Origin of the sequence: Prosthecobacter sp. (assembly GCF_044222565.1) — a bacterium.
Lineage (GTDB): Bacteria > Verrucomicrobiota > Verrucomicrobiia > Verrucomicrobiales > Verrucomicrobiaceae > Prosthecobacter.
Window position 1 is genome coordinate 66813 of the sequence record NZ_JBGANA010000014.1, and the last position, 18916, is coordinate 85728.

The window sequence follows — 18916 nt, forward strand, 5'->3', positions numbered from 1 at the left end:
CCTCATGACCACCCGCGACCTCCTGACCCTGACGAAGTTCCGCCTCAGCGCGCTCGTCATCGTCACCACGCTGGTGGGCTTCTGGCTGCGCGCGCCCAAGGGCTTTGATTTCTGGCTGCTCATCCACACCATCGTCGGCAGCACCCTCGCTGCTTTCGGCGCGGCGGTGTTCAATCAGCTCATGGAGATCGAGCCCGACTCGCGCATGCAGCGCACGGCGGACCGCCCGCTGCCCTCCGGCCGCGTGAGTCCTTCGGCGGCCTTTGGCATCGGCTGGCTGCTCAGCGCCATGGCGCTCATCCATCTGACCATCCGGGTGAACATGGAAGCCGCGGCGCTCACCGCGCTCACGCTCGCGGTGTATCTTTTCATCTACACCCCGCTCAAGCGTCAGAGCGCCACCAACACACTTGTGGGCGCCGTCTCCGGCGCGCTGCCACCGCTCATCGGCTGGGCAGGTGCCGCGGGCCCGCTGCCTGCAGGTTCCACGCCGCATTTCCGCTGGGAGCTCATGCTCGAGCCAGGAGCCATCTACCTCTTCCTTCTGCTCTTCCTCTGGCAGCTCCCTCACTTCCTGGCCATCAACTGGATGTACCGTGACGAGTACCGCAAAGGCGGCTTCGTCATGCTGGCCAACGACGATGAAGGAGGCACCCGCACCAGCTTTCATGCGCTCGGTTATTCCATCGCCACGCTGCTGCTCATGTTCTACCCAGTGTATGCCGGAGTGGCCTATGCCTGGTGGTTTCTGCCTCCTGCCATCCTCCTCACTGGCTGGCTCTGCCTGCTGGCACTGCGCTTCAACCGCCAGCCGGAGCGGCCAGCCGCACGCAAACTTTTCTTCTGCACGCTGATGTATCTCCCCGGCATTCTGACCGTATCCATCCTCGCCTGGAAGCACGCGTAGTAGCAAACTGCCCCGCCATGAACGAATCCCCCCCCGCCAAAGCGCCTCTGAACCCCTGGTCCATCTGGGTGCCCATCATCATCGCTGCTCTCGGCCTCGTCGTCTTTTACAACTACCTCATCTACCGTTCCCGCATCGACAATGACGTGGACCGTCCGCCCATCTACGGCCGCCTCGAAAAGGATCTCGAGCTGACTGAGCGCAACGGCAAGACCGTCCACCTCGAAGAACTGAAGGGCAAGGTCCTCGTCATCTCCTGGGTCTTCACGCGCTGCCCGCGCGGCTGTGCCGCCGTCATCGGCAAGCTCAAGCAGTTGCACCAGGAATTTGCCAATGAGCCGGGCCTCCAGTTCATCAGCGTGACCCTCGATGCCGACGACACGCCGGAGATGATGAAAATATTTGCCTCCGGCCTCGGCATCAAGGACGACGCCAACTGGTGGTTTGTGAACGGCGAGAAGGAAGCCGTGCGCAAGTTCATGACCAGCCAGGTCCAGTTCCGCCCCGTGCAGGACATGCCGGAAAAAGACCGCCTCTCCCCGGACGACAAATACATCCACGACCTCCGCGTTGCCGTCATCGACCACCGCGGCCATGTCCGCGGACTCGAAGACATTTTGAATGCAGACCCCGACGCCCAGAAGTTCTGGGATGAAAAGATCCGCAAGGACTTGCGCTATCTGCTGAACGAACAGAAAAAGTCCCCCTACGTGCCGCCTGCGGCAGCCAAATAACTCATGGACGTCACCGAACTCCCCAAGCTCTACACGATTTTCAACGGCTGTGCCCTTGTGCACATCCTGCTCGGCCTGACGATGATCAAGATCGGCCAGAAGAAGCCGCACATCGTCAGCATGATCATCGCGCTGCTGTTCTCCACCGCCTTCCTCGGCTGCTACCTCTACTACCACTACCATGCCGGCCACGTGAAGTTTGCGGGCACGGGCCTGACCCGCCCCATCTACTTCTTCATCCTCTTCACGCACATCCCCCTGGCCGTGCTGAGCCTGCCGATGATCATCATGACCGTCGTCCCCGCCCTGCGCGGCCGTTTCGACAAGCACAAGCGCATGACCAGATGGACCGTCCCCGTCTGGCTCTACGTCTCCGTCACCGGCATCATCGTCTATCTCATGTGCTACGTTTGGTACGGCCCTCCCATCCGGGGGTAACACGCCTCACTCCTCAAACTTCCACGACTTCTGCTTTGCCGGTTTGAGGTCCGTGCGTCCGTACTTTTTCCGGAACACATCAAACACGATGTCGGACCCGTCCGCCTTCATCTGGTGCACCATTTGCAGCAGCTTCCCCAGCCGCCCTTTAGGAAACCCGGCCTTGTTGGCAAACCACCCCAGATACTCCGCCGGGATGTCATAGATCGGCACCCCGTTCGGCGGAAAATGCTGCGGCCCATATTTCCCAAACGGCATGAACGTCCTTCCGATCTCCTCAAAATCGGCGCGCATGCGTTCAGCCAGGTCGTCCATGTCCCAAAGTAGTGCGTGCATTCCTGCCCGCGAGCGCCTTCTTCGGCAGCAGCAATATCCGCGCTAACCTGCATTTCTCACACCACTGGGAATCCGCGAACAGCGTGTTGCAAGCTTGGATGTAGCTCGGTATTCCGATACCGAGTCGGCACCTTCGCGGAATCGGAATTGCCTTCGGCTGTCTCACGGCTCCGCGCCACATCGCCGCATGTCAACTCTGGGAGTGTGAGAAGTGCAGGCTAATTCGCAGCCCCGCGCGCCTCAGCCAGCAGCGCATCGACGATCCCCTCACTCTCCAGCATCGGCAGCGAGTAATGCCCGTCCTCCTCAAACACCGTCAGCTTTGCATTTGGCATCTTACCCACAAATCGCTCAATCATCTTCACTGGAATGTTCTTGTCCCGACCGCCATGCCAGTAACGAAGAGGGAACTGTACACTGCTAAAATCGATGCCCCAGTCGCTCGAGTAAATGTTCCCGTCCGTGCTCACGGAGCGCACCGACGAAGTCACCCCCACTCGACCGCTTGCCATCAGAATCCGATACAGCTCCGGCTGGTGCAGCGCGAATTGATCCCGCTCGCACATCTTCCGCACAAACCCCGCCATCAGCGGCGCGTCCACCGGCAGCCGCATAAACTGTCCCGCCGCAGCCAGCCCTACCCCGAGCAGCGGCGGCACATGCTGCTGCCCCCACAGCGCCAGTCGATACGTCCACATCAGATCCTGCGTGCCCACCTCTCTCAATGGAGGCGCGCCGCAGATCACCCCCGCAGTCAGCAGTCGCTCCGGCATGGCATGCGCACAGGCCAGCACATACGGACCTCCGCCTGACACACCCAGTGCATGAAATTTCGTCCAGCCAAGATGCGCCGCCAGTTCCGTGATGTCCGCCGGCCAGTCCAGCAGCTTGCGACCCGGCTGAAACTCCGAACGCCCGATGCCAGGGCGGTCCGGCGCCACCACTCGCAGTCCGCGCTTCTTCCCCACCCCATCCAAAAACTCGCCCTGCAGTCGCGAGCCGGGCCACCCATGAAAATAAAACATCGGTACTCCCGCCGGATCTCCAAATTCCGCATAAGCCAGCTTTCTGCCGGAGGAGAGCGTGAAGAGGTGCGCGTTCATGGGAGGAGGAAAAGTCAGCCAGTCACAACAGCGCACAGGCCTCACGCAGCAACGTTTCCGTCACCTCCCAGTCAATGCACGCATCCGTGATCGACTGCCCGCGCACCAGCTTGTCCAGCGGCTGCGGAAACTTCTGGTTCCCGCCCACCAGATTGCTCTCCAGCATCGCGCCGATGATCGCCTTCTGTCCTGCCGCACGCTGGCGCACGATCTCACGAAACACATCCGGCATCCGGCGGTGATCCTTCGCGCAGTTGCCGTGGCTCGCGTCGATCATGATCGCCGGCTTTAGCTTTGCCGCCTCCAGCCCGTCGATCGTTTCCATCACGTTGTCCGCGCCATAGTTCGGCCCGTCTTCACCGCCGCGCAGGATGATGTGGCAGTCAGGATTCCCGCTCGTCGTCACGGCGGAGGCCACGCCATCCTCGCTCACGCCCAGAAAAGTCTGCGGCTGCATCGCCGCCTTGATCGCATTGATCGCTGGCGTGATGTGCCCAAACGTCCCGTTCTTGAAACCCAGCGGCATCGACAAACCGGACGCCATCTGCCGGTGCGTCTGCGACTCCGTCGTGCGTGCGCCAATCGCGCTCCAGCTGATCAGGTCCGCAATGTACTGTGGCGTGATGGGATCCAGTAGCTCCGTCGCCGTTGGCAGTCCCAGGTCCAGCACATCGCGCAAAATCCGCCGTGCCAGGCGCAGCCCTTCGGGGATGTCACAGCTGCCGTCCAGCCTTGGGTCCATGATCAGTCCCTTCCAGCCCACCGTCGTGCGCGGCTTTTCAAAATACACGCGCATCACGATGCACAGCTTTTCCTTCACCTCCTGCGCCAGCGCAGCCAGCTTTCTCGCATACTCGAGTCCCGCCTCGGGATCATGGATGGAGCACGGCCCCAGGATCACCAAAAAGCGCGAATCCTTGCCCGTGAGAATGTCCCGGATCTCCTGCCGTGACTGCGCCACAAACGCGGTCTGCTCCTCTGTCGGCGCGATGTCACTGATCATCCCACGCGGCGACGGCAGCGGAATGTTGGAGGCAATGTGAAGGTTGGCGGTCTGGCTCATAGGCCGGACAAACAACGCGTCGTTGCTCTATTCGTCCAGCTTTTCTCCCTCGGACTTTGCGATCACCACGGCGCCCACCGTGTCGCCAAAAACGTTGACCGTGGTTCGTGCCATGTCGAGCGGGCGGTCGATGGTGAGGATCAGTCCCAGCGAGGCCTTGATCATGTCCTCGGAGAAGCCGGCGTTTTGCATGATGATGATGATGGCCACCAGGCTCGCCGCCGGAATTCCCGCCACCCCGATGCTCGAAACCAGCGCCAGCAGCACCACGATGAACTGCTGCGAAAGGGAAAGGTCAATGCCCAGCACCTGCGCGGCAAACACCACCACCACGCATTCATACAGCGCGGTTCCGTTCATGTTCACCGTCGCACCCAGCGGAATGACAAAACTCCCCACGCGCTCCGACACCTTCGCCTCCTCCAGCACGCAGCGCATCGTCACTGGGATCGTGGCCGTCGAGGAAGCTGTGGAAAACGCCATGAGCATCGAGTCGCTCATATTGCGGAAGTGCTTCAAGGGCGATGCGCCGGACGCCTTCAGCACCAGCGGCAGAACGACAAAGGTATGCAGCGCCAGCGCCCCGACGACCGTCAGCACATACGGCACCAGATTTTGAAGGATGCCCACCCCTACTTCCGCGATTGCCGGAATAACCAGGCAAAACACCGCGAGCGGTGTGAACTTCATTACCCACGTGGTGACCAGCGTCATCACATCCGTCAGCTGGTTAAACAAGTCCTGCAGGGCAATCGGCGGCCCTCCCGGTACCAGAACCATCGCCACGGCAAACAGGATGCTGAAAAAGATGATCGCCAGCAGATCTCCGTTCGCACAGGCCTCGACCACGTTGGTGGGGATCATTCGGCGCACGATGTCCAGCAGCGAGCTGGCGCCGCCCTCGGCCTTCTTCATCACATTTCCCACCTCGGCGGCGCTTTTGCTGTTGAGCGCAGAATCCATCGCGGCTTTCAGCGTGGCGTTCGGCTTGCCATCCACCAGCCCCGGCTTGATCGTGTTCACCATCAGCAAACCCACGCACACCGCCACCAGACTGCCGATGATGTAGTACGCCCAGGTCTTCAGCCCCATCCGCGCAAAGCCATCGAGCGACTTCAGTCCTGCAATTCCACTGATGATGCTGGCCACGACCAGCGGCACGATCACCATTTTCAGCGCTCGCAAAAACAGATCCGAGACAAACCGGCAGATTTCCATCGTGCCCGTCAGCCAGCCTGGCGCCGCTGCGCCATCTGCCGGATGGGCAAACTGCTGCAAGATCACTCCCACTACGATTCCGGCGATCAGTGCGATGACAATGGGCCAGTGGTTTCCGTGCGACTTTTTGGATGCTGCAGGTTGGGACATGGGCCGACCTTATGGCCCGTACCCGCAGCTCGGGCAAACACAAGAAGCCCGCATCACCTGTTTTGGCGATGCGGGCTGGGACTGCGGCTGTGCGCGGAAATTACGCCACGGGGATCTGGCGTGGTTTCGCCACTTCCTTCAGCGGCAGGCGGAGCGTCAGCACGCCGTCTTCGAGCTTGGCCGTCATTTTCTCCTCATCCACCGGCGTGTTGAGGCGCAGGCGCAGGAGGTAGCTGAGCGGGGAAAGCTCGCGGTGCAGCGCCTTCATGCCTTCCGGCACGGTGGCGTTTCGTTCGCCGCGAATGGTCAGGATGCTGTCTTCGAGGTCGATTTTCACGCCGCCCTTCGGAACGCCAGGCAGTTCCACGCGCACTTCGTACGCTTCGGCAATGCCATTGACGTTGTAGAGGGGCTTGCGGAGGGATTCGGTCACGCCGGACGTAGCGGGAGCGCAGGAGCTGGGAGAGCAGGTGGTGTTCATGGTCGTTTTAAAAGTAAAATAGATGGATGGTTTGGGTTTAAATTGGGACAGGTGGGGCTCAGTTGAGGGCGATCGTGCGCGGCTTGCTGCGTTCCTGCTTGGGCAGCGTCACGGTCAGGATGCCGTCTTCGAGCTTGGCGGAGATGGCGTCGGCGTTCACTCCTTCAGGCACAGCCACGGAGCGGGTCATGCTGTAGGAGCTTTCCTTTTCGCCGTCCTTCTCGCGCTTTTCCACGGCCACGCTCAGCATGCCGTTGTGCAGCTCGATTTTGACGTCCTCCTTCTTCACCCCCGGCACTTCAAAGCTGGCCAGGAAGTTGTCTTTATCCTCATGCACGTCCACGGCCAGCTTGTCATTGGCCACGCCGGGGAAAACCTCGCCGAGGTTGTTGAAAAACGTGCTCAGGGAAGGCAGTCCGGCAAGCGGATGGCGGAACCATTCGTCAAAGTCGGAGACGCGATTGAGGCTGAAGGGATTGGTGCGGATGAGTTTCATGGTTTTGGATGAGTTGATGTTTGAGTTTTGGGAGTTGGATTTCGTTCCACCCATTACTCATGCATCAGCCATGCCAGACCTCATTCTCACCCATCAAGTCACTGAAAATCAGTGATTTAAAAACAAACCATGTTCAAGCACCCGCACCCAAACTGTGCCAGAAACGGCACGCTTTGTGTCATCAGTGAGACAATTCGTTCCAATTCAAAATCAGGCAGCCGTCTTCTTCTTTTTGGCCTTCAAATTCAGCAGTTCAACGGCCATCGAAAAGCCCATGGAGCAGTAGATGTAGCCCTTCGGAATTTCGAAGTGGAAGCCTTCACCGATCAGCGCGGTGCCAATGAGAATCAGGAAGCTCAGCGCCAGCATTTTCACCGTTGGGTGCCGGGCCACAAAATCGCCCACGGCTTTGGCAAACAGCATCATGAAGCCCACGGAAATCAGCACTGCCGTCACCATGATGGAGATGTGCTTCACCATGCCCACGGCGGTGATCACCGAGTCCAGCGAGAACACAATGTCCAGCAGAGCGATCTGCACCATCACCGCGCCAAACGCCGCGCCTTTGCCCACGCTGTTGCTCACCTCGCCCTCGGGGTCGCCTTCCAGTTTCTCATGGATTTCCTTCGTGCTCTTGTAGATCAGGAACAGCCCGCCAAAAATGAGCACCAGGTCCTTGCCGGTGATCGCATGGTCAAACAGCTCAAACAACGGCTTCGTCAGGGACATCACCCACGTGATGGAAAGCAGCAGCAGAATGCGCGTCAGCATCGCCAGCCCCAGTCCCATGAAACGTCCGCGCGGCCGGTCTGCCGCCGGCAGCTTGCCCACCAGGATCGAAATGAACACGATGTTGTCGATGCCCAGCACAATCTCCAGCACGCACAGCGTCAGGACCGCGATCCACGCCTCGGGGCTGGCAACCCAGGAAAAGTCGAGCACATTCAAGTTGGCGGTTACGGCAGTGGCGGCATTGGCGATCATCGGGCCACGATGCTAGCGGGAATTGCCGCCTCGGCAAACTCTGGGATGATTTTCCATTTGCCGGGCCGGCCGCGCCTTGTTCACCAAAAACTTTTCCATTGTTGAATTCGCGTTCATAGGTGCGCGCATGTCGCCTACCAGCCACGAAGAGCTCGAAGAACGCCTCAGCCGCCCCACGCCTGCGGTTATCGAAATGATGAGCCGTATTCCCGGAGATATCGTCATTCTGGGCGCGGCGGGCAAGATGGGCCCTTCCCTCGCGCGCATGGCCAGGCGCGCCAGCGATGAAGCAGGCACAAAGCGCCGCGTCATTGCCGTGTCTCGCTTCAGCACCCCAGGTTCCGAGGCGGCCTTTCTTCAGCATGGCATCGAGGTCATCTCTACAGATCTCCTCGCCGCCAATGCCGTCGCCTACCTCCCGCATGCGCCCAATGTCATCTACATGGCCGGCATGAAATTTGGCTCCACTGGGCAGGAGGCCTTCACCTGGGCCATGAACGCCTGGCTCCCCGGTCTCGTCTGCGAGCGCTACCACCGCAGCCGCATCGCAGCCTTTTCCACCGGAAACGTCTACGGTCTCGTCCCCGTCGAGCGCGGTGGCAGCCACGAAGAAGACGCCCTCAATCCCAAGGGCGAATACGCCATGAGCTGCCTGGGCCGCGAGCGCATCTTTGAATACTTCAGCCAGACCCGCGGCACGCCTGTTTCCCTCATCCGCCTCAATTACGCCTGCGACCTCCGCTACGGCGTCATGGTCGATATCGCGCGCCAGGTCTGGAACGGCGCCCCCGTGGACGTCACTATGGGCTGGTTCAACACCATCTGGCAGGGCGATGCCAATGCCCTCTCCCTCCTCAGTCTCGGCAAGGCCCAAAGCCCCGCCTGGACCGTGAACCTCACTGGCACCACCACCCTCAGCGTCCGTGAAGTCGCCACCCGCTTCGGCGAAATCTTCGGCAAGCCGGCCCAGATCACCGGGCAGGAGGCCCCCGACGCCCTCCTCAGCAACCCCTACCGCAGCTTCGTCGAACTCGGCATCCCCTTCGTCCGCGACGAAGAACTCATCGAATGGGTCGCCCACTGGATCTCCACCGGCGGCGAGTCGCTGGGGAAGCCCACGCATTTTGAGTCGCGGGATGGGAAGTTTTGACACTGGCCATGAGCTACTGGTCTCAATTCAAAAAGTGGCTCGGCGCAAAATGCGCCGGCTCTGGTGAGTTCGTTCCACCCAGTCTTCGAACAAGACAGGCATCTGAGCTGAACGAGACAGACAAATACATTCTCGACGCCATCCACACCTGGGTCTGGTCAGGGTTTTATTCTCCCGAAGAGGTGGATCAAATGATTGACGATATCCTCGAGGAAGATGCCAATGAGGAGATGCTGCGCAATGCTGTCGAACCCGAATTCAATCAAAAAGCAGAAGCGGAAAAGCTTTGGCCAAAGATCACCGACTGCGACCTCCTAAACGCAGCCTTTCACGCATTGGACAATCAGGGAGTGCTTTGTTTGCACAATGCCGGTTACACCATGTCAGACGGACACTCCGATGCATGTGAAGCACTTTCGAACCACCCCAAAGGTCGTTACCTCGGCTACTGCTTCTATCACGGACAAGATCTTGAACGGGCAGTCGCCAATGAGGGCTTAACCCTGGCCTTTGATCATGTGGATGGCGATGTCCCCGACAAACTCAAGGTGGCCTTGACCTTGAAAGAAGAACTGGAACGCGCTGGCTTTGCCTTGGAGTGGGACGGCACAAGCAACCACCGCATCCACATTCCAAAATTTGACTGGAAGCGCCGATACGGATCATAGTCCCTACTCCGCCGCACCCGGACTCAGCCAGTACAGCACGCTCATCCTCACCGCGATGCCATTTTCCCTCATCTGGCTCAGCTGGTCTGAGGCCATGGTGTAAGCGCTTGAGTTTTTGACTGAATCATCCACTTTCTCCCATGTCGATGACTGCCACACATTTCACGCCGGCGCTGATTCTTCGAGAATTAGGCAAGCTGAGCACGGCTGACATGGAGGGCGTCCTGCACAAGCTGCAGATGCTTGCTGCGACGAAAAAGGGCGCTCTCAAAGCAGACGAAGCGAGGTTGTTGGAAATCATTAATGAGACGCTGCCAGCAGATCAGCGCACGGCTTACCGCCGGCTTTCGCTCAAGCGCAAAAACGAGTCCCTCACTCCGTCAGACCATCGTGAACTTTTACGGCTTTCTGATGCGGTGGAATTGCTGCATGCCAAGCGCATGCAAAGCCTCGTCAAACTGGCCGCTCTGCGCAAGATCTCGTTGCCAGATCTGATGGAACAACTGGGATTGAAATCTTTGGCAACCCATGCCTGAGCACGTCGGTGCAGCGTTGCGACGGCTTGTGCGCGCCCGTGCACAGGCACGCTGTGAATATTGCCAGACACCCGAGGCCTATGCTACCCAGGCATTGTCGGTGGAGCACATCTTGCCTCTCAGCAAGCATGGCTCTACTTCCGCCGACAATCTGGCGCTATCATGCCAAGGTTGTAACAACCACAAGTTTACTCGAACTCGTGCCCTCGATCCCGTGACCGAACTCACCGTGGCGCTCTACAATCCAAGAAGGCAGATATGGAGCGACCACTTTGCCTGGTTGCCAGATGCGCGACGCCTGATTGGCATCTCACCCTCCGGCCGTGCGACGGTGGAAACACTGCGCCTCAATCGTTCCGGCTTGATGGGCCTGCGCCAAGCTTTGATCGCCCTCGGCGTTCATCCATAGATTGAGCAAACTTCTCTACTCCACCGCCCCCGGCCTCAGCCAGTACAGCACGCTCATCCTCACCGCGATGTCCGCTCTCACTGCTTCACCCCAAAACAATACGCAAACTTGTCCGAGCGCAAAAATATCCGGCCATCCGACACCGCGAGACTCGCATTGGTCACACTGGTGTCATCTGCGATCACGTTCGTTGCCAGCACCTCAAGCTGCGGTTTGGCGGCGAGCACCACGGAACCCGACTGCCGGCTCGTGTAGTACAGCCGGCCGCCGCTGAGCAGCGGAGTCGCATACCAGCGGTCGCGCTTCTCCTTCAGCATCGGCTGCTCATAGACCACAGCCCCCGTCTTCGCATCCAGGCACGTCGCGGTGCCGCGCGTGTCATTGACGAAGTAGAGGTGACCCTCGTGATACACCGGCGAGCCGACATTCGAGCCCTTCTGCACCTGCCAGACGATGTGCGTCGCAGTGACGTCGCCTTGGCCACCGGCGCGCACGGCAAGGGCCTTGCCACCGCCACCGAGCACAAACACCACACCATCATGTGCCACCACCGACGGACACAGCTCCGCAGCCTTGATGCTGTCGCAGGACCACAGTTCTTTGCCATCCTTCGGATCAAAGGCGCGCAGTTTGCCGCTGGAGTTCACCACGAGTTCATCGTGATCTCCCACCTTAACGATCGTCGGCGTGTTCCATGAAGCCGGGAAGCCCTTGGCGCTCCAGACCGTCGTCCCCGTCTTGCGGTCCAGCGCGAGCAGTTGATTGCTTTCCAGAGCGGCATTCACGATCAGCAGATCGCCATACAGGATCGGCGAAGTCCCGACACCCCAGGGATGCGGCTTTTCACCCACGCTCACATCCCACACTTTTTTGCCGTCCATGGTGAAGGCAAAGACTCCCGCGTTGGCCATGAAAAAGAACACGCCCTTGCCATCAGTGACCGCCGAGCTTGAGGCATAACCATGCATGGTGATGTAGCTGCCGGTGTACACCGTTTCCGGCAGGTCGGTCTTGACCGGGTAATCCCACAAAATCTTCCCACTGCGCTTGTCGAGGCACAACGCGTGGCGTGTCAGCTGGGTCATGTCGCCAGGGGCTTTGATGTCCAGGCCGTAGCCGCTGTAGCTCGTGAGGAAGACCCGGTCACCGCTCACGATGGGGCTTGATGAACCCGGTCCCGGCAGCTCGGTGCGCCACACCAGATTCTCCTTCTCGCTCCAGTTCAGCGGCAGGTTCGTCTCAGTGGTGACACCGTCGCCAGTGGGCCCTCGAAACTGCGGCCAGTCGGCGGCGTGAAGAGAGGAGATGAAGCAGATCAAAAAGAGCCGGTGCATGTTGGGAGAGCAATACTGCTTGAAGCCTGAACGACGGGGGACCGGGGTTCTTGCAGGGCTCCAGGATCACAGCGCCTCTCACGGCTCGGCAATGCACTTCGCTGAAGAGGCCTGCCGTCCGCCATGGATCACCGGACCGAAAACACGGCATGCAGCTCGACCGGCTTGCCTCCTGCTGGCTGCTCGTCCATCGGCCAGTTGTCTTTGTTGTCCTTGTTGGGCTGCGCGGGCTTCTCAAGCTGTTTGAAGGTCAGCGGTTTCACCAGCCACTTCACCGCGTAGTTTCCCGGCGGCAGCCGGCCAAAGTTCACGGCGGTGACCTCGTAATAAGTGAAGGTTTTGAAGTATTTTCCGTGCCAGATCGCCTCGTGCATCGTGACCGTGAATTCATTGCCGCGTCGCTCGATCTTCTCGATCCACATGCGGTCGTTGTCGTCGTACTGCCGGGAGCGGAAAATAAGCCAGTTGTCGTCGGTGGCGGTGGTCGCGGTTTCTTTCTCCGCCAGCTGCTCGGACCATTCGTCCAGCGTCAGTCCTTGCGGTTTCTGCGCGAGCGGCGGGATGTGCTGGAGCGTGGCGGCATCGCTCCACTTGCCGGTGTCACCGCGCACGAACTGGCGCTGATCGCTCAATTTACCACGCTGGGCGCGGTCCCCCACGGCTTTGACCACCGTGGCTTCCTGCGCCTTCAGCATGGCGCTGACGGCCGCGGCGATGAAGAGAATGCGGGCTGCTTTCATTGGCGGGTCACTTCTTGTTCTGGAGCCTGAACAGCGCCGAGTAGGTGCGGATGAACAGGCTGCCGCGTGCGATGGCTGGCGTGGCCCATGCGACGTCACCGAGAGAATTTTTGCGCACCAGCTTGTATTCGGCGGCGTCCTCGATCACCCACGTGTCGCCGCTTTCATTTAGCATGAACACGCGGCCGTTGTAGGCCCAGGGCGAAGCGTAGAAACGCCCCCCTTTCGTGTTGAGCCGCTGTTTGGCGATGATCTCCTCACCGGTCTTGGCATTAAAGCAGCCTAGCAGGCCGGAGTCGTAGCAGACGAAGAGCCGGTCGCCGCTGATGAGGTAGCCAGGGTGGATGCTCGATCCGCGTTTCTGCGACCATGCGATGAACTTGCTGCTCGTCGCGTCATCGGCGGGCGTGATGTCGCCCTGCGCACCAGGACGGATGGCATACAGCGGGCCGTAGTGATAGCCCGCTCCCGCATAGAGCAGCCCGTGCTTCGACAGCGGGGTCTGGCTGACGAGCCCGGCAGTCCCGCTCAGCTCCCAGATCACGCGACCGTCCTCAGGCGCATAAGAACGGATTTTATTCATGCCGATGGTCACCAGTTCGCTGCGGCTGCCGCTCTCCCACACATAGGGTGTGGACCAGGTGCTGCGTTCCTCTCGCGCCACGCGCCACAGCGTCTTGCCAGTGAGTTTGTCGAGCGTTTCGAGGAAGGATTCCTGCTCGTTGTCATTCTGGATGAAAATGCGGTCACCATGCAGAACCGGCGAGGTGCCGGTGTTCCAGCCGTCCCGCATCGGGTAGCTGGGCCAGCGGCGCTCCCACAGTTTCCTGCCGTTCATGTCACAGCAAAACAGCCCGATGTTCGCAAACCAGGCATACACCCGCCCGCCATCCGTCACCGGCGTCTCAGAGGCAAAGGAATTGCGCGGATGCCGCATCTGCGGCGGGATGCCCTTGTGCGCCTCGAACTCCCACAGGATTTTGCCTGTCTCGAAATCCAGGCAATAGAGCATCCAGCGATGCACCTCGTTGGTCCCAACATGACCGCCCGGATAGCCGCCCAAAATCGGCGTGGGCAGTTCCTTCTCGCCCACCGCCGACGTGACAAAAATCTTGTCTCCCCACACAATCGGCGACGACCAGCCCCAGCCCGGCACTTTCGTCTTCCACACGACATTCTCAGTCTCGCTCCACGTCTCCGGCAGCGTCGCGCCTTCGCCAAGGCCGTCGGAGTTCGCACCACGATACTGCGGCCAGTTTTCAGTATCCGCAGCCATCAGCGAAGCAGCCAGAGAAAGACCAAGGAGACAGTGTTTCATAAATGGGCTCGGGTCGGGATGAAGCGGCACTGCCCCGTACTTCACGGCCCATTGGCACAGGATCTTTCCGGCGGCGGCCTGTCGTTCCTCTTCGTGTGAGGCGCCTGCTCCATTGCCAAAAGGATGGCCGCCATCTTGAAGTCGCATCCAGACAAGACTTCCCTAAGCCAGACAGCTCTTGGATCGCTATTCGTCCACGCCTCTCAGCTCTACTCCACCGCCCCCGGCCTCAGCCAGTACAGCACGCTCATCCTCACCGCGATTCCATTCTCCACCTGCTGGTTGATCAGGCACCGCTCATAGTTCATCCCCGCATCCGTGATTTCCACGCCGCGGTTCACCGGCCCCGGGTGCATCAGGTGCAGCCCGCGCTCGCGCAGCACTTTCACCCGCTCATCCGTCAGCCCGTAGTTGCGGTGGTACTCCGCGGAGCTCGGCACAAAGGGCTCGTCAATGCGCTCGCCCTGCACACGCAGCAGATAAATCACATCCGGCTTAAAGTCGAAGGCGTCCGTCCAGTTCCCAAACTGCGGGATCTCCTGAGGCACTTCGCGCGGCATCATCGAGCCTGGGGCCAGGTACGCCACCTGCATGCCCAGTCGTCGGAAAATGAGGCTCGTGCTGCGCGCCACGCGTGAGTGCTGAATGTCTCCCACGATGAGCACACGGCAGCCGCGCAGATCCTTGTGAATCTCCCGCAGCGTGAAGGCATCCAGCAGCGCCTGCGTCGGGTGCGCATGCCAGCCATCACCCGCATTGATCACACTCGCCCGCGTATTTTTGGCGATGAGATTCGGCGTGCCGGACTGCTTGTGCCGCACCACGATGTAGTCCACCCGCATGGCCTCCAGGGTCTCCACCGTGTCCAGCACCGACTCCCCCTTCACCACACTGCTTGACTCGATGTCAAAGTGCGTCACGTCCGCGGACAGGCGGCTCGCCGCCACTTCGAAGCTGGAGCGCGTGCGCGTGGAGGGCTCGTAGAAAAGCGTCAGCACCGTCTGCCCCTTGAGCGTCGGCACCTTCTTCACACTGCGCTTGAAGAGATCCTTGAACGGCCCGGCGTTGTCCAGGACGAAGGAGATTTCCTCGTCGGTGAGCGAAGCGATATCGAGAAGGTCTTTGCGCGGGGTCATCTTGCGGGGGCTTGGGTTTGCACGGTGCAGGCGTCCTGGCCGTCCACTTCTTCAAATCGCACGGCCACACGCTCTCCGGGGGCCAGGGTCACCTTCAGGGCGGAGAAATCCGGCTGCACAGGAAACTCACGGCCGCAGCGGTCCACCAGCACGGCCAGCTGCACGCGCTTGGGCCGGCCAAAATTCAGCAGTTCGTCCAGCGCCGCGCGCACGCTGCGCCCGGTGTAGATCACCTCGTCACACAGCACCACGTTGAGATCGTCGATGTCGAAGGCGATGTCAGACCCTTCCAGTTTCGGCACCATCTGAAAGGTGTTCAGATCATCGCGGTATTGCGTGATGTCGATGGTCCCGATCAAGACCTTCGGACCTCCTATTTTTTCAATCTCAGCCGCAATCCGCTTCGCCAGCGGCACCCCACGCGTGAACACACCCGCCAGTCCGATGCTTTCGGCCCCCGGATTGGCCGTCACGATGCTTTCCGCCAATGCCCGCACACCATCGGCCATCTGGGCCTTCGTGAGGAGCGTGCGTACAAAGTCTGGCATGGTGCGGGTGCGCGGACAGTCCGGCGATTCGCGGCCTTGTCAAATCGGCGGATGCCCCTGCCCGCATGGAAGTTTCGCGCCAGTTTGCGCCTCCAGGGTTGCAAAGCACGCGCGTCTTTGGTTTGATGCCTGCATGCGACTCCTTTTCCGCGCCGTTTTCGTGCTGTCCCTTTCAGGTCTGCTGGCCAGTTGTGACACCCTCCGGGAGAACAAACTCCTCATCACTGCGCACGTGCAGACCAATGAAATCGAGCATCCCCACGAGCTCATGAAGCTGCCCATCTTCGGCCAGGAGATGATCTTCAAAAAGATTCCCGAGTTCAGCCAGCGCAGCATTTCGGGATTCGAGCCCTTCCCGGATGAAAAGGATGTCGGCTACTTTGGCGTGCTCCTGCAGCTCGACACCAAAGGCCGTACGGCGCTGGATCTCGCCACCCGCCAGTACCGCGGCATGTACATCCTCACCATGGTCAATGGCCTTCCCATCGACATGGTCGAGATCGATCAGCCGATCACCAACGGCCGTTTCATCATCTGGCGCGGGCTTTCCCAGCAGACGATCGATGAGATGGACAAGTTCTACCCGCGCCTCAAATACATGAAGTCCTCCTCGCGTCTGATGGACGACATGCTGCCCTCCACAGGCAAGGAAAAAATGAACTCCCGCAGAGATGCCAAAGCCCTGGAGGCTGCTGAAAAAGCCGCGGCACAGGCCAAGGAGCGCGGCGTGGTCCGTCCTGCACCGAAGAAGCCGAAGGACCTGCCCTTCGAAGGCTACAAGCTCCCCGGCACCTGATGACGATAATGATGATGATGCGTCTCGCGCTTTCCCTTTCTCTGCTCTCCTTGCTCGCTGGCGTCCTGCCAGCACAGCAGCTGCAGCTTCCCACCGCCAACCACGCACTGTATGACTCTCCCTCGGAGTTTTTCCAGTTTGTGGACCGCGACTTCGAGGGCTCCAAAACCACCCCCTGGGAGGGCGGACAGTTTGGCTTTGTCCGTGATCCCCGCCGCTTTGGCAGCCGCATCGCCTACGCACGTTTCCACGAAGGTCTCGACATCAAGCCTCTGCAGCGGGATGCCAAAGGCAATCCGCAGGATCAGGTCGGGGCGATCGCCGATGGCGTCGTGGTCTATGTCGCCGCAGCCTCGGGCTTGAGCAATTACGGCCGCTATGTCGTGGTGCAGCACAATTGGGGTGGCAGCCCCTACTTCTCTCTCTACGCACATCTGGCCGTGGCGAATGTCAGCACCGGACAGAAGGTGCAGGCTGGCACGGTTTTGGGCCTGCTTGGCTACACCGGCAGCGGCATCGACCAGCGTCGCGCCCATCTGCATGTGGAGCTGAACCTCTTCCTCTCCAGCCGCTTCGAGGCCTGGCACAATGCCAGCTTCGCCACCCCGAATCATCACGGTCTTTACAACGGCCTCAATCTCATCGGACTCGATCTCCAGTCGCTTTACTTGGCGCAGAAAAAGAACCCAGCCCTCACCGTGGCTGGCGCCGTAAAGGCTACGGAGAGCGCCTACCGCGTCGCGGTGCCTGGCAATGCCGAGATGGAAATTCTGAAGAACTACCCCTGGCTGCTGGATGGCTCCCGGCCCATGGGCAGGCCCGCCAGTTGGGAGGTCACCTTCAGCCGCTGGGGGCTGCCACTGGCGGTCAAGGCCTCCACCGCCCCGGTTGCAGCGCCCGTCCTTACCTGGGTCAGGGACGCAGGGATCCCTCATTACACAAACACCCGTGGCTGTGTTTCTGGCAGTGGCAGCACTGGCAAGCTGACGCCGGATGGATTGAATTTTGTGAAACTGGTCTGCGGTTCATTTTAAGCTGGACAGAAAAATGCTGTGTGGCCCACAATGCCCACACCATGAACGATCCTGTCAATCCTTACGCGCCGCCCCAAGCAAACATCATTCCGGCCGTTCCGGAGGTAAATCAGACTCTGGCCTCTCCCTGGCGGCGTCTTGGGGCCAGCGTGCTCGACTCATTGATTTCGTCGGTCATCATGCTTCCCCTCATGTGGTTCGGTGGTTACTTCGCGCGCACGATGGAGCGCGCCTCCCATGGCGGTGGCTCATGGAGTCCGGAGCAGCTGCTCTGGGCGCCTGTGGGGCTTTTAGTCATGCTTGCCCTGAACTGGGGTCACCTGGGCCGCGGCCAGACCATTGGCAAAGGCGTCCTCGGCCTGCGTATCGTGCGGAAAAATGGCACCCCGGTGGAGCGCTCCCACATCATCCTCAAACGCCTCCTGCCGGTGCAGCTCATCGTCATGATCCCCTGTGTGGGAGCCATCTTCGCTCTGGTGGACGCTCTTTGCATCTTCCGCACCCAGCACAACACCCTCCACGATGACATCGCCGACACCAAAGTCATCGATCTGAATGCGCTGCCAGCAGCTTGATAAGCCTCACGGCTTCGCTTCCGCCTCCGGTTTGTAAAACCGGCCCATGTGTTCCAAAATCTTCGCCAAAGTCCTGAACATTCCTGTTCAGGACTTTGGCTTGAGGCCATCCGGGGCCAAAACAAACAAATCCCAGGTCAAAGGCTTTGTCCCATCGGCTTCGTTCTCTCGAATCATTTCTTGCATTGCCGTGATGTAATCAGACTCACCATCAGCAAATATGATCAGCGCCTCCCTGTGCGGGATCGACAAAACCAGTCGCTCTGTCCCGAGCGCTCTCGCAGCGATCCTGTGAAGTCCGCTCCATGTGCAAACAGAAGCCGCGCCCCAGTGGCCACCGAAAAGAACGAATGGCTTTCCATGAGGACCTTTGGGTAAAACCGCACTGTGAATCGTCTGGGACTGAATCATCTTCTCCAGATTGGCTTGGGCTCGCGCGAGCGCCTCGTCGGAGCTTAGCCCCGCTTGTGCCAGTTCTGTCGGAAGTACATTCCTAACTAAGCCGTTCAAGTCGCAGACAAGTGTGGCATACACACCTTGCCCCAGAGGTTTTGTAAATCCGTCAGGCTGTGGAGCACCATGTTCGAGATACTCCTTGGTGACGATGTAGGGATACAGAAGTTCTGGTTTCATAGGCATTTTAGCTTGCGGCGGCAGCAGAGTTTGGGCAGCTCTTGGCTTGCATCCGCTGAGGAACAAACACAAACAGAATGCTAAAAAGATCCCGAGTTCATCTCAAAGCATTACAACAATACTTGGTGG

Annotated in this window: 23 protein-coding genes; 10 read left to right on the forward strand and 13 right to left on the reverse strand. The window is 59.9% G+C overall.

All coding sequences use genetic code 11. The annotated features are described in order from the left end of the window. Positions 1 to 4: 4 nt before the first annotated feature. Genes cyoE through ACILSR_RS20215 form a run of 3 tightly spaced genes read left to right on the forward strand, consistent with a single transcriptional unit; the run spans position 5 to position 2079 of the window. Positions 5 to 907: a heme o synthase gene (cyoE, locus tag ACILSR_RS20205; protein ID WP_395751605.1), complete on the forward strand. Its 903-nt coding sequence runs from the start codon at positions 5 to 7 to the stop codon at positions 905 to 907. A gap of 17 nt (positions 908 to 924) precedes the next feature. Next, complete coding sequence (locus ACILSR_RS20210) at positions 925 to 1641, forward strand: SCO family protein (protein WP_395751606.1); 717 nt, start codon at positions 925 to 927, stop codon at positions 1639 to 1641. 3 nt (positions 1642 to 1644) lie between these two features. Beyond that, positions 1645 to 2079, forward strand: coding sequence for a DUF420 domain-containing protein (locus ACILSR_RS20215; RefSeq protein WP_395751607.1), 435 nt, complete (start codon positions 1645 to 1647; stop codon positions 2077 to 2079). A 6-nt stretch (positions 2080 to 2085) separates the two neighbouring features. Here the strand turns inward: ACILSR_RS20215 and ACILSR_RS20220 are convergent, their stop codons facing one another. From ACILSR_RS20220 to ACILSR_RS20250, 7 genes are all read right to left on the reverse strand, one after another. After that, positions 2086 to 2415 carry a putative quorum-sensing-regulated virulence factor gene (locus tag ACILSR_RS20220; RefSeq protein ID WP_395751608.1) on the reverse strand — a complete coding sequence of 110 codons (330 nt, stop codon included), beginning with the start codon at positions 2413 to 2415 and terminating at the stop codon, positions 2086 to 2088. A 218-nt stretch (positions 2416 to 2633) separates the two neighbouring features. Next, a complete protein-coding gene (locus ACILSR_RS20225; RefSeq protein WP_395751609.1) occupies positions 2634 to 3518 on the reverse strand; it encodes an alpha/beta fold hydrolase in 885 nt (294 codons plus the stop codon). A 22-nt stretch (positions 3519 to 3540) separates the two neighbouring features. Further along, a complete protein-coding gene (locus tag ACILSR_RS20230; protein ID WP_395751610.1) occupies positions 3541 to 4581 on the reverse strand; it encodes a 3-deoxy-7-phosphoheptulonate synthase in 1041 nt (346 codons plus the stop codon). A 27-nt stretch (positions 4582 to 4608) separates the two neighbouring features. Continuing rightward, positions 4609 to 5949 (reverse strand): dicarboxylate/amino acid:cation symporter, encoded by a 1341-nt coding sequence (locus ACILSR_RS20235; RefSeq protein WP_395751611.1) that lies wholly within the window; start codon positions 5947 to 5949, stop codon positions 4609 to 4611. Between the two features lie 100 nt (positions 5950 to 6049). After that, positions 6050 to 6430, reverse strand: a complete 381-nt coding sequence (locus ACILSR_RS20240) for an Hsp20/alpha crystallin family protein (RefSeq protein ID WP_395751612.1) — start codon at positions 6428 to 6430, stop codon at positions 6050 to 6052. A gap of 58 nt (positions 6431 to 6488) precedes the next feature. Next, a complete protein-coding gene (locus ACILSR_RS20245; RefSeq protein WP_395751613.1) occupies positions 6489 to 6926 on the reverse strand; it encodes an Hsp20/alpha crystallin family protein in 438 nt (145 codons plus the stop codon). 210 nt (positions 6927 to 7136) lie between these two features. Continuing rightward, entirely contained in the window at positions 7137 to 7910 is a 774-nt protein-coding gene (locus ACILSR_RS20250; RefSeq protein ID WP_395751614.1) for a TerC family protein, read from the reverse strand. Between the two features lie 127 nt (positions 7911 to 8037). Here ACILSR_RS20250 and ACILSR_RS20255 point away from each other — a divergent pair, with 127 nt between their 5' ends. From ACILSR_RS20255 to ACILSR_RS20270, 4 genes are all read left to right on the forward strand, one after another. Beyond that, positions 8038 to 9060: an NAD-dependent epimerase/dehydratase family protein gene (locus tag ACILSR_RS20255; protein ID WP_395751615.1), complete on the forward strand. Its 1023-nt coding sequence runs from the start codon at positions 8038 to 8040 to the stop codon at positions 9058 to 9060. Between the two features lie 8 nt (positions 9061 to 9068). Then, positions 9069 to 9728, forward strand: a complete 660-nt coding sequence (locus ACILSR_RS20260) for a DUF6891 domain-containing protein (RefSeq protein WP_395751616.1) — start codon at positions 9069 to 9071, stop codon at positions 9726 to 9728. A 140-nt stretch (positions 9729 to 9868) separates the two neighbouring features. Further along, complete coding sequence (locus tag ACILSR_RS20265) at positions 9869 to 10264, forward strand: hypothetical protein (protein WP_395751617.1); 396 nt, start codon at positions 9869 to 9871, stop codon at positions 10262 to 10264. After that, positions 10257 to 10673 carry an HNH endonuclease gene (locus ACILSR_RS20270; RefSeq protein WP_395751618.1) on the forward strand — a complete coding sequence of 139 codons (417 nt, stop codon included), beginning with the start codon at positions 10257 to 10259 and terminating at the stop codon, positions 10671 to 10673. The genes ACILSR_RS20265 and ACILSR_RS20270 overlap by 8 nt, the downstream gene beginning before the upstream one ends. A 77-nt stretch (positions 10674 to 10750) precedes the next feature. Here ACILSR_RS20270 and ACILSR_RS20275 read toward each other — a convergent pair whose 3' ends face one another. The 5 genes from ACILSR_RS20275 to pyrR all read right to left on the reverse strand — a co-directional run bounded on the left by ACILSR_RS20275 (position 10751) and on the right by pyrR (position 15749). Next, positions 10751 to 12007, reverse strand: a complete 1257-nt coding sequence (locus ACILSR_RS20275; protein WP_395751619.1) for a PQQ-binding-like beta-propeller repeat protein — start codon at positions 12005 to 12007, stop codon at positions 10751 to 10753. Positions 12008 to 12135: 128 nt separating this feature from the next. Beyond that, positions 12136 to 12747: a hypothetical protein gene (locus ACILSR_RS20280; protein WP_395751620.1), complete on the reverse strand. Its 612-nt coding sequence runs from the start codon at positions 12745 to 12747 to the stop codon at positions 12136 to 12138. 7 nt (positions 12748 to 12754) lie between these two features. After that, on the reverse strand, positions 12755 to 14065 hold the full coding sequence (locus ACILSR_RS20285) for a PQQ-binding-like beta-propeller repeat protein (protein ID WP_395751621.1): 1311 nt from the start codon (positions 14063 to 14065) through the stop codon (positions 12755 to 12757). A gap of 209 nt (positions 14066 to 14274) precedes the next feature. After that, on the reverse strand, positions 14275 to 15201 hold the full coding sequence (locus ACILSR_RS20290; RefSeq protein WP_395751622.1) for an aspartate carbamoyltransferase catalytic subunit: 927 nt from the start codon (positions 15199 to 15201) through the stop codon (positions 14275 to 14277). Then, entirely contained in the window at positions 15198 to 15749 is a 552-nt protein-coding gene (gene pyrR, locus ACILSR_RS20295) for a bifunctional pyr operon transcriptional regulator/uracil phosphoribosyltransferase PyrR (protein ID WP_395751623.1), read from the reverse strand. Before pyrR ends, ACILSR_RS20290 begins: the two co-directional genes overlap by 4 nt. Before the next feature lie 133 nt (positions 15750 to 15882). On the opposite strand from pyrR, the gene ACILSR_RS20300 reads away from it, so the two are divergent. From ACILSR_RS20300 to ACILSR_RS20310, 3 genes are read left to right on the forward strand one after another with little or no spacing between them, the layout of a single operon-like run. Then, positions 15883 to 16545, forward strand: a complete 663-nt coding sequence (locus ACILSR_RS20300; protein ID WP_395751624.1) for a hypothetical protein — start codon at positions 15883 to 15885, stop codon at positions 16543 to 16545. 11 nt (positions 16546 to 16556) lie between these two features. Next, positions 16557 to 17579, forward strand: coding sequence for a murein hydrolase activator EnvC family protein (locus ACILSR_RS20305; protein WP_395751625.1), 1023 nt, complete (start codon positions 16557 to 16559; stop codon positions 17577 to 17579). Between the two features lie 41 nt (positions 17580 to 17620). Next, positions 17621 to 18154, forward strand: a complete 534-nt coding sequence (locus ACILSR_RS20310) for an RDD family protein (RefSeq protein WP_395751626.1) — start codon at positions 17621 to 17623, stop codon at positions 18152 to 18154. A gap of 87 nt (positions 18155 to 18241) precedes the next feature. Here the strand turns inward: ACILSR_RS20310 and ACILSR_RS20315 are convergent, their stop codons facing one another. Further along, positions 18242 to 18787 (reverse strand): hypothetical protein, encoded by a 546-nt coding sequence (locus ACILSR_RS20315; protein ID WP_395751627.1) that lies wholly within the window; start codon positions 18785 to 18787, stop codon positions 18242 to 18244. Between the last annotated feature and the right edge of the window lie 129 nt (positions 18788 to 18916).